The sequence below is a fragment of the Streptomyces flavalbus genome (assembly GCF_042674625.1).
Lineage (GTDB): Bacteria > Actinomycetota > Actinomycetes > Streptomycetales > Streptomycetaceae > Streptomyces > Streptomyces flavalbus.
This window is the reverse complement of the sequence record NZ_JBHTEB010000001.1, coordinates 5,954,061-5,969,419: the sequence shown is the minus strand read 5'-3', so window position 1 is coordinate 5,969,419 and position 15,359 is coordinate 5,954,061. Positions and strand designations below refer to the sequence as shown.

The following is a 15,359-nucleotide window of genomic DNA, read 5'->3' as shown; positions in this document are numbered from 1 at the left end:
AGCGCTTCCCCCTAGCCCTGCTCCATGTAGCCCTGTTTCAGTAGCCCTACTTCATGTATTCCGTGAGCACGGAGATCCGCGTCAGGTGCCCCTCGATCTTCGCCTCGTCCTTGGCGTGCTGGGCCTTGCTGAAATCGAGGTGGTTCGAGATCTGCGCGCAGGCGTCCAGCAGGGTCCTCAGGTGGGTCTGCCAGTAGTCATGCACCTTCAGCACGGCTGCCCCGCTCACGAAGTTCCCGTTGGTCAACGCCGTCGCCGCGTCGAACGTGGCGGGCCGGGCCATGTCGCCCTCCTTCGCCAACCGTCCGAGCAGGTCGTAGGCGTCATTGCCGATGGCGCCGAGGTCGTCCCGGTTGACGACCAGATCCCTCCCGTCGCCACCGCCTCCCTCGGCAGGGACGCTGTTGAGCCGCGTGGAGGTACGCTCGGCCGCCGCCGTGCGCAGCGCGGCCCACTCTTGCTCGAAGGTCATGAACTCCCTCACTCCCGCCCTCCGTCGGCCACGGCACGGCCTTCGCCGTACCCGCGGCAGGAACAGTGACTTTAGGGAAGAGCAACGCGCGGACGAGGGTTTCCAGCCATGCGGCAGCCCTTGAGCCGGGATGTTAATGACATCCATTTTCATGTATCGTCTGTCCCGCTCACCGATCACCCCCACCCGGAGGCCCCCATGGCCGTACCCAAAGGCAAGATGTCGCGCAGCAACACCCGGCACCGGCGCGCGCAGTGGAAGGCGGTCGCGCCGCAGCTCGTGTCGGTGACGGTGGACGGTGTGCCGCATCTGGTTCCGCAGCGGCTGGCCAAGGCGTACGAGCGTGGTCTGCTGCGGCCCGAGGGCTGATGGCGTCCTCGCCGCGCGGTGGCGAGGCGGCGCTGTCGGGCACCATGGAGCAGGGGCAGGAGCACTGTCACGGCGCCCTGCCCCTCTCCTCCGGCGCGGGGCCCGCTGAGCCGGGCCCGGTCGCGTGAGTCAGGCGTGCTTGTTCGTCACCCCGGCCGAGTCGAACGTGGCCATCTCGCGCAGCGCCCGCACCCCCGCCTGCACCAGCGGCAGGGCCAGCAGCGCACCGGTGCCCTCGCCGAGCCGTAGCCCCAGGTCGACCAGGGGGCGCAGGCCGAGGTGGTGCAGGGCGACGGTGTGGCCGGGTTCGACCGAGCGGTGTCCCGCCACGCACGCGGCCACGGCGTCCGGTGACAGCGCCGCCGCCACCAGGGCCGCCGACGAGGCGATCACCCCGTCCAGGATCACCGGCACCCGGCGCGCGGCGGCGCCCAGCACGAACCCGGCGAGCGCCGCGTGTTCGAGGCCGCCGACCGCCGCCACCACCCCCAACGGGTCCCGTGGGTCCGGCTGGTGCAGATCGAGGGCCGCGCGCACCACGCCCACCTTGCGCCGGCGCGCCGCCGCGTCGATCCCCGCCCCGTGACCGGTCACCTCGTCCGGGTCCACGCCCGTGAACGCGGCGATCAGCGCCGCCGAGGCCGTGGTGTTGGCGATGCCCATGTCGCCGGTGAGCAGGCACCGGCAGCCGTCGTCGACGAGTTCCCAGGCCACGCCGATGCCGACCTCCACCGCGCGGACCGCCTCCTCACGTGTCATCGCCGGTACGCGGGTCATGTCCGCGGTGCCCGCCCGGACCCGGCGTCGTAGCAGCCCGTCCGGGGTCGGGTCCGGGACCGGCAGGTCCGTCGCGACGCCCACGTCCACCACGACCACCCTCGCCCCCGCCTGGGCGGCCAGCGCGTTCACGGCGGCGCCGCTGGCCAGGAAGTTGGCGACCATCTGCGCCGTCACCTCCTGCGGCCAGACGCTCACGCCCTGGGCGTGGACCCCGTGGTCGGCGGCGAAGACGGCCACCGCGGCGGGCGTCGGCATCGGCGGCGGACAACTGCCCGCCACGCCCGCGAGCTGGACCGACACCTCCTCCAACAGGCCGAGCGAGCCGGGCGGCTTGGTCAGACGGTTCTGGCGGTCCCGGGCCGCCGCGAGGGCGCCCGGGTCCGCGGGGGTGATGGCGGCCAGCGCGCGTTCCAGCCACGAACCAACCGCAAGAGCAGAGGCAGAGGCAAAGGCAAAGGCAGCAGGGCCGCTAGAAGGGTCCGAGCCAGTCGAAGGCACCACGAAGGCAGTCCTTACTCTCTCGGCGGTTCTCCACGCCGCCGTGCACGAGCCGCACCCCGGGCAGGCAGCGCCCGGCTACGGGACGGCCGGAATATCCTGGCTCCCGGCTCTCGGCACCCCGCGCGTACGGCAGGGTTACCGGCGTCGGCTCCCGGCCTTCCCAGCCGCCGGTTCACACCGGCCGCCAGTGGCCATCAGCGGGAGACGGCTCCCCGGTCACAGTGGCGGGCCCGCCCCGGACTTGGACCCTCAGGTCCGCACCGGCGTTCCTCCGCATCCGTCCCCGGCATCCTGCCACACTCCGCCACCAGCCCCCACCACGGCTTTCAGGTACCGGTGTAGCGCCCCGGCCGGTGGTTGAGGGCGAGGACGGTGTTGAGGACGACCGCCCCGGCGACGGACAGCGGCACCTTCAGCGGCGGTACGACCGCCAGGGACGCGACCACGATGACGACGTCCAGGGCCATCTGCACGTATCCGGCCCGCAGACCGAACCGTTCCTGCGCGACCAGCGCGAGGATGTTGAAGCCGCCGAGGCTGGACCGGTGCCGGAAGAGGACGAGCAGCCCCACCCCGGCGAGCAGGTTCCCGGCGAGCGCGGCGTAGACCGGGTCGACGGCGAGTTCGGTGATCTCGGCGGGGTGGAGCGAGGCCATCAGGGAGACGACGCCGACCGAGAGCGCCGTACGGATCGTGAAGCTCCAGCCCTTGCGCCGGACGGCGAGCGCGAAGAAGGGCAGGTTCACGGCGAGGAAGACCACCCCGAACGGCACGTCGACCGCGTAGCTGAGCAGCAGCGCCAGCCCCGCGGTGCCGCCCGTGACGGTCCCGCTGGCCTGGAGGAGGAAGAGCCCGAGCGAGGCGAGGAAGGTGCCGGTGAGGATGCCCAGTACGTCCTCGACCACCCCGTGCTTCGTCGACGTGACGGCCGGAGCGGTGCGGTCGGCGGGCCGCCTGGGCCACCCCCACTGCCCCACGGCCCTCGTCGGTGTCTCCGGACTGCTCATGGGTCTCCAGCGGTTCACGTCACGGTCGGCCGGTTCGGGGGCGGCCCCCTGACCAGCCCCGGGCCGGTCCCACGCCAGCATGGCGATGCCGAACACCCACCCGCCTGGGCCGAACAGGCACGGCAGTAGGGCCCACCGGCCCCTGTCGCCACTCCTACGTCACCAGCGCCGACCCCTAAGTCACCGCGCCCCCACCTCCCGCACCCCCACCAGACCAGGATGGCGTCGGCGCAACTCCCGCTCCAGGCGCCGGTGCAGCGTGAGCCAGGCGGCGGGACAGCCGTGGCAGGCACCCGCGAGGCGGACGGTCACGACGCCCCCGTCCACGCCGACCAGTTCGATGCCGCCCCCGTGCGACCGGGCGAAGTCCCCCACGGCCCCGGCAAGAACCTCACGGACCGCACCGCGCAGCCGTACGTCATCGTCACGAGCGCCGTCGGTACCACCACCCCCGGCCACCCACCCCCCGGGATCGGCCAACGCGGCGTGCAGCGCCGTACGAACCGGGGCGACCTCCGTACCCCAACCACGCCCCGCACCCAGGCAGGTGACCACCGCCCCGGGCTCCACCACGACCCGGCCCAGCGTCCCGTCGGCCAGCAGCGCGGCCAGCGGCCCGGGAACCCCGGCCGGTACGCCGGTGCACGGCAGTGTCCCGGCGGGGATGATCCAGCGCAGCGCCTCGGGCTCACCCGGAACCCGCTGCGGGTGAAGGGGAATCACGCTCTCCTCACCCGCCCCCCAGCAGAACGGTCACCGTCCGGGCCAGGAAGGCCATCAGCCAGGCCAGCGCCGTGAGGTAGGCGAGGGCGATCCCCGGCCACTTCCACGTCCCGGTCTCGCGGCGCAGGACCGCCACCGTGGCCATGCACTGGAGGGCGTACACGAAGTAGACCAGCAGCGCGGCGATGGTGGGCGCGGTGAAGACCGGTTCCCCGGCGTGCGGCCCGTCGGCGTACGTCATGGTCCGCAGCGCCCGCGCCGGGTCCTCCGGGTCCTCGGCCGCCGCGACCTGCCCCAGGGTGGCGACGAAGGTCTCGCGGGCGCCCTGCGCGGACAGGACGCCGATGTTGATCCGCCAGTCGAAGCCGAGCGGCTCGAAGACGGGGGAGACGGAGCGGCCCAGGTCGGCGGCGTAGCTGTGGTCGACGGAGTACGCGGACACGGCGACGGGGTCGTCGGGGTCGACGCCCGCCGCGCGGAGCTGCGCGGCGGAGTGCAGCGGCAGGTTCAGCAGCAGCCACAGGACGACGGTGGTGGTGACGATGACGGTGGAGCACTTGCGCAGGAAGGCACGCGCGGACGACCACACCGCCACCAGCACCGCGCGCGGGGCGGGCAGTCGGTAGGGCGGCATCTCCATGTAGAACGGCACCGTCTGGCCGCGCCGGTCGCCGAGCCTCTTGAACACCCAGGCGGCCAGCAGCGCGGACACGGCGCCGAGCAGGTACAGGCCGAACATGACCAGGCCCTGCGCGCCGAACGGGCCGACCCGCCCGGACGGGTCGACGAGCAGCCCGATGAGCAGGACGTAGACCGGCAGCCGCGCCGAGCAGGTCATCAGCGGGGCGGCCATCATGGTGGCGAGGCGGTCCCTGGCCGAGGGCAGGGTGCGGGTGGCCATGATGCCGGGGATCGCGCAGGCGAAGGACGACAGCAGCGCCACGAACGCCCGCCCCTCCAGCCCGAACCGCCCCATCACCCGGTCCATCAGGAACGCCGCGCGGGCCAGGTAGCCGACGCCCTCCAGCAGGGCGAGGAGCAGGAACAGCAGCACGATCTGCGGTACGAAGACCACGACCCCGCCGACGCCGCCGATCAGGGCGTCGCCCAGCAGCCCGGCCAGCCAGGCGGGCCCGACGTGCTCGGCGACCAGGCCGGACAGCCGTACGAAGAGCGCCTCGACGGCGTCCTGGAGCGGGGCGGCCACGGTGAAGACCGTCTGGAAGAACAGCACCATCACCGCGAGGAACGTCACCGTCCCCCACACCGGGTGCAGCAGGACGGCGTCCACGCGCCGGGTGACCTTGTGCCGTTCCGGGGCGCGGTAGTCGGCGAAGGCCAGCACCGACCGCACCCAGGCGTCCCGTTCCCCCGGGTCGGTGGGCGGCGCCACGACCGGCGCCGTCCAGGCACGCCACTGGGCGAGCCGCTCCCGCAGCCGCTCGATGCCGTACCCCCGGTGGCCGACGACCGCCACCGTCGGCACACCGAGCGCCTGGCCCAAAGCGTCCACGTCCACCCGCCCCTGACGGCGCGCCAGTTCGTCGACGAACGTCACCACCACGCAGGTCGGCAGCCCACGGGCCAGCACCTGGGCGACGAAGGCGAGGGACCGCTGGAGTGTGGTGGCGTCCACGACGACGAGTACGGCGTCCGGGCGCGGCGTCCCCTCCAGGCGGCCCTCCAGCACGTCGACCGTGATCCGCTCGTCCGGGCTGACCGGCTCCAGGCCGTAGGTGCCCGGCAGATCCTCGACGAGGTACCTGCGCCCGCCCGCCCGGCAGCTTCCGACGAACCGGGCGACGGTCACGCCGGGGTAGTTGCCGGTCTTGGCGCGCAGCCCCGTCAGCCCGTTGAAGACGCTGGTCTTGCCCGCGTTGGGGCTGCCGACGAGGGCGATCCGCTCGACCTCGGCATCCTCGGCGCCTTCGGCCAGGGCCGTCCCGGCGGCGGCGTCCGGGGCGGGCTCGTGGCACCCCCCGCTCACGCTCCCGCCTCCGTGACGCGCACCCACGCGGACTGCGCCCGCCGCAGGCACACCTCGTAGTCCTGGACCCGGTAGACGACCGGGTCGCGCAGCGGGGCCCGCCGTACGACCTCCACCACCGCGCCGGGAACGAACCCGAGGTCGGCCAACCGGCGCGCCACGGTGGGCGCCTGCGCGCCCACGACCTCCGTCACCGTGGCCCGGGCCCCCGGCGCCAGGTCGGCCAGGGAAAGCGCCCCACGTGCCCCACGTGCCGCGACGGAGACCGTCCGGGCACCGGCCTCGCCACATTCCGGCTCCACGCTGCTCATCTGCCGCCTCTCCCACCACCACAAGTGATGGTGAGGCTAGCCTTGCCTTACTTCCCGAGCATGGGCACCTCGGCCCCACCCGCAGGACCAAAGACCCCTCCCGGACCTGCCACCGCCCGGACTCAAGGCCCACTAGAAACGGGACGCGGGATCACGCACGTCCCCTTGTTTTCAGGTGCATGTCAAGGGAAAGTTCCTCCAGCGCCACGCTACGCGCATAGCGTCACCCTCCGTTCGGCACGCAACTCCCTACGACCGTAGGGCCGTTCCCCCCAAGGCCACGCACCGCGACCCGGTGCACCCACGTGAGGAGTCCCATGCCCCGCACCGCGCTCAAGGGTCTGGTCGCCGCCGCCGTCACCTCGGCGACCATCTTCGCCACCGCCTCCACCGCCACGGCCGTCCCCGCCGACAAGGCCCAGGTCCTCGCCAGTTGGACCCAGACCACCGCCACCAGCTACAACGCCTGGGCCTCGGCCGAGGCCAACCGCTCCGCCTGGTCGGCGTACGCCTTCAACTGGTCCACCGACTACTGCAGCACCTCCCCCGACAACCCCTTCGGGTTCCCCTTCGCCAAGGCCTGCCAGCGCCATGACTTCGGCTACCGCAACTACAAGGAGATGGGCACCTTCTCCGCCAACAAGTCGCGCGTCGACAGCGCCTTCTACGAGGATCTCAAGCGCGTGTGCTCCCGGTACTCCGGCGCCACCCTGACCTCGTGCAACAGCACGGCGTGGACGTACTACCAGGCCGTACGCGCCTTCGGCTGAGGCGGGACGCGGACTCCCCCGCGTCACCCCCCACCGCCTCCGCCGCCCTCCCCACCCTCCCCGCCCTCCCTGGGGCTCGCTCCCCCACCTCCCCCCACCGTCACCTGGAGGCCCGTTGAGTAACGGCCCGTCCCGCCGCGCCGCGCTGCTCGCCGCAACCGGCTGCGCGCTGGTCCTGCCCGTCGTCCACCCCGCCACCGCGACCGCCCAGACCGACCCCGCCCCCGCGCCGCCGCGCGTGCCGCGCCCGGCCACCCACTCCCGGCACCCCGCCGCCCAGTACGCCCCCGAAGCGGCCCGCAGCGCGCACGCGGAACCCCTCAACGCCACGGTCGGCTGCGCCGTGGGCCAGGGGGAACGCGACTGATGGCCACCTTCGTCACCCGCGCCCAGTGGGGCGCCCGCGCGCCGCTGGAGGTGAGCGACAACATCACCCCCGCCCAGGGCGGCGTCGTCGTGCACCACGTCGACGCGGTCCGGGTCGCCCGGACCAACCACGCGGACTGCGCCGCCCAGGTGCGCGGCATCCAGAACCACCACATGGACACCCGCGGCTGGTCGGACATCGCCTACAGCCACCTCGCCTGCGTCCACGGCTACCTCTTCCAGGGCCGGGGCGAGTACGTCCGTACCGCCGCCCAGGGCACCACCCAGGGCAACGACGACTGGTACGCGGTGTGCGCGCTCACCGGCGGCACCTCCACCAACTACGACACCATCACCGCGCAGCTCATCGACGCCATCCGGTACGGCGTCAACCGGCTGCGGGTGTCGGGCGGAGCGGCCCGCGCCATCACCGGGCACCGCGACCACCACGCGACGGAGTGCCCCGGCGCCCTGTACGCGCGCGTGCTCAGCGGCGAGGTGAACCCCGGCGGCGGCCCGCTGCCGTACCCCGGGGTGAGCTTCCGGCAGCCGCCGACGTTCGTGCACGCGAGCGTGGCGACCTGGCAGTACCGGATGAACACCCGGTTCGGGTACACCCTGTCCGTGGACGGCCAGTACGGACCCGGCTCCGACGCCGCGTGCCGCGACTTCCAGGCCGACCGGGGCCTGACGGTGGACGGCGTCGTCGGCCCCCACACCTGGGGGGCGGCCTTCGCCTGACCGCTACCGGGCGACCACCCGCAGGGTCCCGGCCGTCCCGTCCGCCGCGTCGGGGAGGAACATGCCCGCTGCCGCCCCACTCGTCAGGTACTCCACGACCGGGGTGGTGATGACCTCACCGGGCACCACGACGGGCACCCCCGGCGGGTAGGGACTGATCATCTCGGCGGCGACGCGCCCGACGGCCTCCCGGGCCGGAACGTGCTCCGCGGCGGCGAAGAAGGCGTCGCGCGGGAGCATCGCCTGCTCCAGCTCCAGCTCGGGCGGTTCGGGAAGCCGTACGGGAGGCCGGGTCTCCAGCTCGTCGGCGTGCTTGACGAGACGCGTCAGGGAGTCGACGAACAGGCTCTCCGTCCGCTCGTCGTCGGCGTGGGTGACCTGTCCGTTGACGCGGCAGGTGTCGGAGGCGCCGAAGTCGACGTGGCAGTGGGCGCGCAGCCACTCGGCGGCCTGCATTCCGCTGATGCCCAGTTCCCGTACGTCCACGGAGATCTTCAGCGGGTCCAGCTCCGCCGCCATGCCCTCGTCGACGACCTCTGGGCCCATCACGCGCAGTCCGGGCAGGTCGGTGACGGCCTCGCGGATGCGTGCGGCGCGGCGCAGGGCCGCGTCCAGCAGGTCGTGGCCCTGCTCGACCATCTGGCGGCGCCAGCCGTCGAGGGTGGCGTACACCAGGGACGAGGAGCTGGTGGTGCCCAGCAGGTCCTCGCGCTGTTTGAGCACCTCCGGGGAGACCCGGTCCCCCTGGAGGTGGAACACGGAACTCTGCTCGATCGCCCCGCCCATCTTGTGCACGCTGGTGACGACCAGATCGGCGCCGACGTCCATGCCCCACGCCGGAAGCCCGGAGTGGAAGGGCAGGTGCGCCCCCCACGCCTCGTCGACGATCAGCGGCACGTCCAGCTCGTGGCAGACCTCGGCGACCCCGCGGATGTCCGCGCACGTGCCCCAGTCGGTGGGCGTGATCAGCAGCATCCCCTTGGCGTCCGGGTGCGCCCGCAGGGCACGTCGTACGTCGTCGGGCTCGGGCGGGTGCGCCAGGTGCCGCTGACGGTCGAACTTCGCGTGCACCCACACCGGTTGCACCCCGGCCACGATCACGGCGGAGACCACGGACTTGTGGGCGTTGCGCGAGATGAGCAGCTTCTCCCCCGGCCCCGCCACCGCCAGCATCGCGGTCTTCACCGACAGGGAGCTGCCGCAGGTGGAGAAGAACGTCCGGTCGGCGCCGACCGCGTCCGCCATCAGCTCCTCGGCCTGGGTGAGGACCCCTTGTGACTCACGGCGGTCGTCCAGCCCGTTGAGGGAGAGGACGTCCGAGGCGAACACCCCCTCGCCGACGACGTCGACCACCCGGGGATCGGCTCCCCGCCCCTGCTTGTGCCCGGGAGGCCCGTACACCACGTCACCACGGCGCCGGAACTCCTGGAGCGCCTCCAGCACAGGGACACGCGAGTGGTCCATCGCTGCTCTCCTCACTGACGGTCGTCGTCACACCCACAGGCTGGAGGCACCGAGTACCCACTCACGCCCCCGCTCAACGGTGCGCTCCGGCCCGGTGGACCGTGAGGTCGCCGTAGGCGCGCAGGGCGGCGGCCAAGCCCTCCGGTGCGTCGCGCAGCGTGGCATTGAGGAAGGCCAGGGACGCGGCGCTGGTGACGCGCGGTCCCTCGGTACGGCCCCGGGCGCCCACGAGCGACTCCACGGGCGGCAGGTGCAGCGGCGCGTCGGTGAACGTGAGGTGTGCCGCGCCGGGGACGCTGAGCCGGTAACTGGTGGCACCGCTCAGGGAGAGCACTCGGGTGAGGCGGGGCAGGTAGTCGGGATCGATGTCCGTCCGGACGTCCTGGGTCAGCGCCAGCACCGGTTGCGGGAACCGCGTCGGGGCGGGGCCGTGCGGGAAGCCGTCCAGGTCGATGACGGCGTCGAACCGGTCGTCCTGACGGGCCGCCAGCAAGGCGGCGGCCCCGCCGAGGGAGTGCCCGGTGGCGGCGACCCGCCCGGTGTCCATCCGCCCACCCACCGGCCCGGGTATCTCGCCCCGCGCGACGCGCTCCAACTGCCCGAGGACGAAGCTCAGATCGGCGGCCCTGACCGCGGTCCACCGGGCCGCCAGCTCCTCGTCCCGGTCGGCGTCACCCGTGGCGGCGACCTTCGTCCGGACGGTCCGCCCGTCGGCGAGGACGACGGCCGCGGAGTCGTAGGGATGGTCCAGGGCCGCGACGACGTAGCCATGACTGGCGAGTTCCTGCGCCCACGCCGAGTTCTGGGTGCGCACCCCGCCCAGCCCCGGGGAGAAGAGCACCACCGGGAACCGCCCGCCGCCGTCGGCCACCGGCGCGTCGACCACGGCGTGGGTACGGGCCCGGGTCAGGCCGTCGAGCAGGAACCCGGGTACGCCGAGGTAGTCGGCAAGCCCGTCGGCCACGATCCCCGCCTCCCGGTCGGTACGCCCGAGATAGACGGCACCCCGCGCGTCCGCCGGACTCTTCCGCGCCGGGTACCACACCTGCACGACGACGGTCCGCCGGTCACTCTCCTCCGGGGTCGCCCCCTCGGACCGAGCAGCGTCGGTCCACTGCACCACGCTGGTACCCACGGCGAACTCCCCGGACGGCTCCGGAAACACCGGCACGGGCAGCGCCCAGGCGCCGACCGGACCGACGGCGATGAGACACAGACACCCCACCGAAGCGGGCAGGGCCACCCACCACCGACTCCTGCGCGGCGCCCGCCCCCGCCGCGCCCGCACCTCACCCGCGACGGCGAACGGCACGACGAGCCCGGCCCCCACCAGCACGGGCACCATCTGCCACCGCAACGCCGTCCCCACCAGCACGACACCGGACAACACCACGAGCACCGACGCCCCGGACCCGACGGGCCGACGCACCCGCCGCGGCAGCCAGCGCGCGGCGACGAGCGCGACACCACTCGCCACCACCACGACCTCCAACCAGGACATCCCCACACCCGCCCCTGTCTCGACCACAGGGCCATGCTCGGCGCCCGCCCACCGCTCCCACATCAAACCCAGGTCGCGACCGCGTGCTACCTGAGGCTGACGAGCCGCGCCATGTTCGAGGACTCCTCCCCGACTTCGTCAATGACGTCAAGGAGCTGCCGGTCGAGAGGGCACTCACCTGAGCCGAGGGCCACCGACCGGCCGGGACAGTCCGAGGGACCCGAGGAGGGCCAGGGCCTGGGCGGAGGGGCTGCCCGGTTCCGCGTGGTAGATGACCAGTTGCTGGCCCGGAGCGTCACGGACGTCGAAGGACTGGTAGGTGAGGGAGAGGGGGCCGACGTCCGGGTGGAGGAGTCGCTTGGCGTCCTGGGTCTTGCCGCGCACACTGTGCCGCGCCCACAGCCGCCGGAACTCGGCGCTGTGCTCGGTCAGCGTGTCCACGAGGTCGCGCAGCCGCGGGTGCTCGGGGTCGAAGCCGCTCGCCTGGCGCAGGTTGGCGACGGCGGCCTGCGCGGCCCGGTCCCAGTCCTGGAAGAACTGCCGTCCGGCCGGGTCGAGGAAGGTCATGCGGGCCAGGTTGTCCGCGGGGGTGAAGGGCGCGTACAGCGCGTCGGCCAGCGCGTTGGCGGCCAGCAGGTCGAGGGTGCGGCTCATCACGAACGCCGGGGTGTGCGGGTAGCCGTCCATGAGCTGGCGCAGCGCGGGACTGACCCGTCCGGTGGTGTGGAGGGACCCCCGGACGTCCGGTGACACCCCGGCGAGGCGGTGCAGGTGGTCGCGGGCGTCCGGGTCGAGCAGCAGGGCCCGGCTGAGCGCGTCCAGCACCTGGGGCGAGGGGTGGCGTTCCCTGCCCTGCTCCAGCCGGGTGTAGTAGTCGGCGTTGACACCGGCCAGGACGGCGACCTCCTCACGGCGCAGTCCGGCGACCCTGCGCACACCGTGGCTCGCCATGTTGACGTCCTCCGGCAGCAGGCGGGCGCGGCACGCGCGCAGGAACTCGCCGAGGTGGTTGTCGTCCATGCCTCCAGGCTAGGCAGTGGCCGCCCGCGCTGCCTGGGTGTGTCGCACCCAGCCGGAGAGCACCCTGGTACCCCCTCGCTGACCTGCGCAGACTCGGTCGGGCAAGACCCCCGTACCCACCGAGGAAGACACTGCGATGACAGACGAGACACGGAACGATCGCGACCGCCGCAACGCCGACGTGGTCGGCGTGTGGGTGACCGCGGACGGGCACATCCGGCAGGAGCTGCTGCCGGACGGCCGCTACGACGAGGCCCGGGGGAACCGGCGCAGCGCGTACACCGGCCGGTACACGGTGACCGGCGACCACCTCGACTACGTCGACGACACCGGCTTCACGGCCACGGGCGACATCCGCGACGGCGTGCTCTACCACGAACACCTCGTGCTCTACCGCGAGGACCGGACGGAGAAGCCCTGATGCGGAAGCGCAACGGCATCCTCGCCCCCAAGCCCACGGAGCGGCCGGGGTTCGCAGAGCGCACGGGGCCTGCGGAGCCCACGAAGCCCACGGAGCCCGCCGCGGCCGGGTCCGCCGCGGGGGCCTCCCCGTCACCCGGCGCCCTGGCCCTGCTGGTGCTGTGCGCGGCCCACTTCATGGACGCCATCGACCTGTCCGACGTGGGCGTGGCCCTGCCCGCGATCCAGCGTGACCTGGGCATGGCCTCGGGCTCCCTGCAGTGGGTGGTGTCCGCCTACGCCCTCGGCTACGGCGGGTTCCTCCTCCTGGGCGGCCGGGTCGCCGATCTCTTCGGCCGACGCCGGGCCTTCCTGACCGCGACCGCCGTCTTCGGCGCGGTGAGCGTGCTGGGTGCGCTCGCCCCGACCGGTGATCTCCTGATCGCGGCACGCCTGGTGAAGGGGATCGCCGCGGGCTTCCTGGCCCCGGCGGCCCTCTCCCTGATCACCACCAACTGGCCGGAAGGCGCCCGGCGAGGCCGTGCCCTCGGCTGGTACGCCACCGCCGGTGCCTGCGGCTTCGTCGGCGGACTCGTCCTCGGTGGCGTCCTGACCGAGCTGTCGTGGCGGCTGGTCTTCGCGCTCCCGGTCCCCATCGCCGTGGGCGCGCTGCTCGCGGGACGGCGCCTGCTCCCGGCGGACCCCCGAGGCAACACCCGCGAGAGGCTCGACGTCCCCGGCGCCTTGACGGCCACGGCCGCGCTACTGCTCCTGGTCTACGCCCTCACCCAGGCCCCGGCACACGGCTGGCTGTCCGCCCGCACCCTCGTCCTCCTCGCCACCGCGACCGCCGTCCTCACGCTGTTCGTCCGGATCGAGTCACGCACGCGCAGGCCCTTGGTCCCGCTCCCCTTCCTCACCCGGCGCGCGACCGCGGGCGCCAACCTGACGATCTTCGCCATGTGGGGCGCGTACACGTCGTTCGCGTTCCTCGCGACGCTCTACCTGCAGAACGTACTGGACTGGACGCCGCTCCAGACCGCGGGCGCCTTCGTCCCCCTGGGCCTCGCCAACGGTGCGCTGGCGCCGTTCGCGGGGCGGCTCGCCGCCCGGTTCGGCGTGCACAGGATGATCACCGCCGGGATGCTGCTCCTCGCGCTGTCCTACGGGCTGTTCTTCCGGATCGGCCCCGACAGCCCGTTCCTCACCGTGGTCCTGCCCGTCATGGTCGTCAACGGCATCGGCACCGCGGCGACCTTCCCCGCGCTGAACATGAGCGCGGTGACCGGGGTGCCCGACCGGGACCAGGGCCTGGCGGGGGCCGTCCTCAACACCTTCATGCAGATCGGCGGCGCCGTCGTCCTCGCCCTGGTCACCGCGGTCGTCGAGGCCGGACGGCGGGGGGACGGGGCTGATCCCCTGGCGGGCTACGCCCTGGGTACCGGCGTCATCGTCGCCACCGTACTCGCGGGCCTGGCCGCCGCCGTCCTCATCCGACCCCGGTCCTGATCCCCTGGAGAGCACCGAATGACATCGACACCCGCGTCCACCGAACCCACCAAAGCCGCCGAGTTCGCCGGGAAGACGGCCCTCGTCACCGGCGCCGCACGCGGCATCGGCAAGGAGACCGTCGCCCTCCTCCACGCCCGGGGCGCGCACGTCGTCGCCCTCGACGCCCGTCCCGAGATCGCCCTGCTGGCCGCCGAGTTGCCCGGAGTCGTCACAGTGACCGGAGACGTCACCGCGGAAGAGACCGCCACCCGTGCGGTCGGGACCGCCGTCGACGCCTTCGGCGGGCTCGACATCCTGGTCAACAACGCGGGACGCACCCTGAACAAGCCCGTCACGCACACCACCGCCCAGGACTGGGACAGCGTGATGGACGTCAACGCCCGCGGCGCCTTCCTCTTCGCCCGCGAGGCGTTCCGGGCCATGGAGGGGAACGGCGGAGGCGCCATCGTCAGTACCGGTTCGTACGCGTCCACCGTCGGCCTGCCCCAAGGGATCGCCTACAGCGCGTCGAAGGGTGCCCTCGCCCAACTGACCAAGGTGCTGGCGCTGGAGGGCGGCCCGCTGGGCATCCGCGCCAACCTCGTCGCCGCGGGCGTCGTCGAGACGGACTTCCTCGACACCTTCCGCCCCGACAGCCGCGCCTACCTCGCGTCCTTCGCGAACGCCCACCCCCTGGGCAGGGTGGCGCAGCCCCACGAGATCGCGGAGGTCCTGTGCTTCCTGGCCTCCCCACGGTCCGCCTTCGTCACGGGCGCCGTACTCGCCGCGGACGGCGGCTTCACAGCGGCCTGACCGGCCACGGCGTACCACTCGACGGGACTGTGTGGATAGGGCGACCCGACGGTGTCCCTGGGAATCTGTCCCTTACTGTGGGTTCTCCGAGCTCCGCGCCGACGAGGCCAAGGACTTCCGGCACGAATCATCGACAAAGGGTGGCGCAGGATCACCACCGGCTGTCGCGCGGTGGGAGCCTCGTACCTTCTCGCCACGAGCCTCGGGGACGCTCCCGCCACGACATCCCGGCTTCCCGCCGACGCGGACTGCACGGGCATCCGCCCACCGGTCGTCCTGCGCACGCCCGACCTCCAGGGAGTCGTCCTCCTTTCCCGAGGAGGGCTACGCACTGATCGCGGGAAGTACCGCTTTCATGGCCTCGGCCGTCAGCGAGGGCGCGGACACGGCACGCGCACGCTTCGGCCGTTACGCACGCACTCTCCTCGAACGCGCGCGACAGCACAGCAACTCGCGCTGGTGGAGGCGTTCGCCGAGGGGACGTGCGCCGCACCGGACTTCGCCCATGGCTGGTGGGACGCCCGCCGGACCTCCCAGACGCCACACGGGAGACGCCACCGGACGCGTCGGTGCGGGCCCGGCAGGTGCGCTGGCCGTCATAGGTCACGACTGAGTGGCGCCGTCAGGCCGGTACGTCGGGCGAG

The 15,359-nt window shown here is 73.0% G+C and carries 17 protein-coding genes and 1 riboswitch; of the genes, 8 read left to right on the top strand and 9 right to left on the bottom strand.

Going from position 1 to position 15,359, the window contains the following annotated elements; all coding sequences use genetic code 11:
* Window positions 1-46 precede the first annotated feature (46 nt).
* Window positions 47-472, bottom strand: coding sequence for a hypothetical protein (locus ACFQZ6_RS26780; protein WP_381613600.1), 426 nt, complete (start codon window positions 470-472; stop codon window positions 47-49).
* Between the two features lie 198 nt (window positions 473-670).
* Between ACFQZ6_RS26780 and rpmF the strand changes: the two genes are divergently transcribed.
* Both rpmF and ACFQZ6_RS26770 read left to right on the top strand, forming a co-directional pair.
* Window positions 671-841 (top strand): 50S ribosomal protein L32, encoded by a 171-nt coding sequence (rpmF, locus tag ACFQZ6_RS26775; protein ID WP_381613597.1) that lies wholly within the window; start codon window positions 671-673, stop codon window positions 839-841.
* Window positions 841-969 carry a hypothetical protein gene (locus tag ACFQZ6_RS26770; protein WP_381613595.1) on the top strand — a complete coding sequence of 43 codons (129 nt, stop codon included), beginning with the start codon at window positions 841-843 and terminating at the stop codon, window positions 967-969. Before rpmF ends, ACFQZ6_RS26770 begins: the two co-directional genes overlap by 1 nt.
* 1 nt (window position 970) lies before the next feature.
* Here the strand turns inward: ACFQZ6_RS26770 and cobT are convergent, their stop codons facing one another.
* The 5 genes from cobT to ACFQZ6_RS26745 all read right to left on the bottom strand — a co-directional run bounded on the left by cobT (window position 971) and on the right by ACFQZ6_RS26745 (window position 6,150).
* Window positions 971-2,119 (bottom strand): nicotinate-nucleotide--dimethylbenzimidazole phosphoribosyltransferase, encoded by a 1,149-nt coding sequence (gene cobT, locus ACFQZ6_RS26765; protein WP_381618667.1) that lies wholly within the window; start codon window positions 2,117-2,119, stop codon window positions 971-973.
* A 93-nt stretch (window positions 2,120-2,212) separates the two neighbouring features.
* A riboswitch (cobalamin riboswitch) is annotated at window positions 2,213-2,393 on the bottom strand.
* A 55-nt stretch (window positions 2,394-2,448) separates the two neighbouring features.
* Window positions 2,449-3,129 (bottom strand): YitT family protein, encoded by a 681-nt coding sequence (locus tag ACFQZ6_RS26760; protein WP_381613592.1) that lies wholly within the window; start codon window positions 3,127-3,129, stop codon window positions 2,449-2,451.
* A gap of 180 nt (window positions 3,130-3,309) precedes the next feature.
* Window positions 3,310-3,852 (bottom strand): NifU family protein, encoded by a 543-nt coding sequence (locus ACFQZ6_RS26755; RefSeq protein WP_381613589.1) that lies wholly within the window; start codon window positions 3,850-3,852, stop codon window positions 3,310-3,312.
* Window positions 3,853-3,859: 7 nt separating this feature from the next.
* Window positions 3,860-5,839 (bottom strand): ferrous iron transporter B, encoded by a 1,980-nt coding sequence (feoB, locus tag ACFQZ6_RS26750; protein ID WP_381613586.1) that lies wholly within the window; start codon window positions 5,837-5,839, stop codon window positions 3,860-3,862.
* Window positions 5,836-6,150, bottom strand: coding sequence for a FeoA family protein (locus tag ACFQZ6_RS26745; RefSeq protein ID WP_381613583.1), 315 nt, complete (start codon window positions 6,148-6,150; stop codon window positions 5,836-5,838). Before ACFQZ6_RS26745 ends, feoB begins: the two co-directional genes overlap by 4 nt.
* A gap of 317 nt (window positions 6,151-6,467) precedes the next feature.
* Between ACFQZ6_RS26745 and ACFQZ6_RS26740 the strand changes: the two genes are divergently transcribed.
* From ACFQZ6_RS26740 to ACFQZ6_RS26730, 3 genes are all read left to right on the top strand, one after another.
* Window positions 6,468-6,920, top strand: a complete 453-nt coding sequence (locus ACFQZ6_RS26740; protein ID WP_381613580.1) for a phospholipase — start codon at window positions 6,468-6,470, stop codon at window positions 6,918-6,920.
* A 115-nt stretch (window positions 6,921-7,035) separates the two neighbouring features.
* A complete protein-coding gene (locus tag ACFQZ6_RS26735; protein WP_381613577.1) occupies window positions 7,036-7,287 on the top strand; it encodes a hypothetical protein in 252 nt (83 codons plus the stop codon).
* The gene (locus ACFQZ6_RS26730) at window positions 7,287-8,027 is read left to right on the top strand and encodes a peptidoglycan recognition protein family protein (protein ID WP_381613574.1); all 741 of its coding nucleotides are present in this window, start codon (window positions 7,287-7,289) and stop codon (window positions 8,025-8,027) included. Before ACFQZ6_RS26735 ends, ACFQZ6_RS26730 begins: the two co-directional genes overlap by 1 nt.
* Window positions 8,028-8,030: 3 nt before the next feature.
* Here ACFQZ6_RS26730 and ACFQZ6_RS26725 read toward each other — a convergent pair whose 3' ends face one another.
* The 3 genes from ACFQZ6_RS26725 to ACFQZ6_RS26715 form a co-directional block, all read right to left on the bottom strand.
* On the bottom strand, window positions 8,031-9,491 hold the full coding sequence (locus ACFQZ6_RS26725) for an aminotransferase class I/II-fold pyridoxal phosphate-dependent enzyme (RefSeq protein ID WP_381613571.1): 1,461 nt from the start codon (window positions 9,489-9,491) through the stop codon (window positions 8,031-8,033).
* 73 nt (window positions 9,492-9,564) lie between these two features.
* Window positions 9,565-10,992, bottom strand: coding sequence for an alpha/beta hydrolase family protein (locus ACFQZ6_RS26720; protein WP_381613569.1), 1,428 nt, complete (start codon window positions 10,990-10,992; stop codon window positions 9,565-9,567).
* 174 nt (window positions 10,993-11,166) lie between these two features.
* Window positions 11,167-12,012, bottom strand: coding sequence for a helix-turn-helix transcriptional regulator (locus tag ACFQZ6_RS26715; RefSeq protein WP_381613566.1), 846 nt, complete (start codon window positions 12,010-12,012; stop codon window positions 11,167-11,169).
* A gap of 136 nt (window positions 12,013-12,148) precedes the next feature.
* On the opposite strand from ACFQZ6_RS26715, the gene ACFQZ6_RS26710 reads away from it, so the two are divergent.
* From ACFQZ6_RS26710 to ACFQZ6_RS26700, 3 genes are read left to right on the top strand one after another with little or no spacing between them, the layout of a single operon-like run.
* The gene (locus tag ACFQZ6_RS26710; RefSeq protein ID WP_381613564.1) at window positions 12,149-12,433 is read left to right on the top strand and encodes an Atu4866 domain-containing protein; all 285 of its coding nucleotides are present in this window, start codon (window positions 12,149-12,151) and stop codon (window positions 12,431-12,433) included.
* Entirely contained in the window at window positions 12,433-13,920 is a 1,488-nt protein-coding gene (locus ACFQZ6_RS26705) for an MFS transporter (RefSeq protein ID WP_381613561.1), read from the top strand. Before ACFQZ6_RS26710 ends, ACFQZ6_RS26705 begins: the two co-directional genes overlap by 1 nt.
* Window positions 13,921-13,938: 18 nt before the next feature.
* Entirely contained in the window at window positions 13,939-14,715 is a 777-nt protein-coding gene (locus ACFQZ6_RS26700) for an SDR family NAD(P)-dependent oxidoreductase (RefSeq protein ID WP_381613558.1), read from the top strand.
* Window positions 14,716-15,359: the final 644 nt, after the last annotated feature.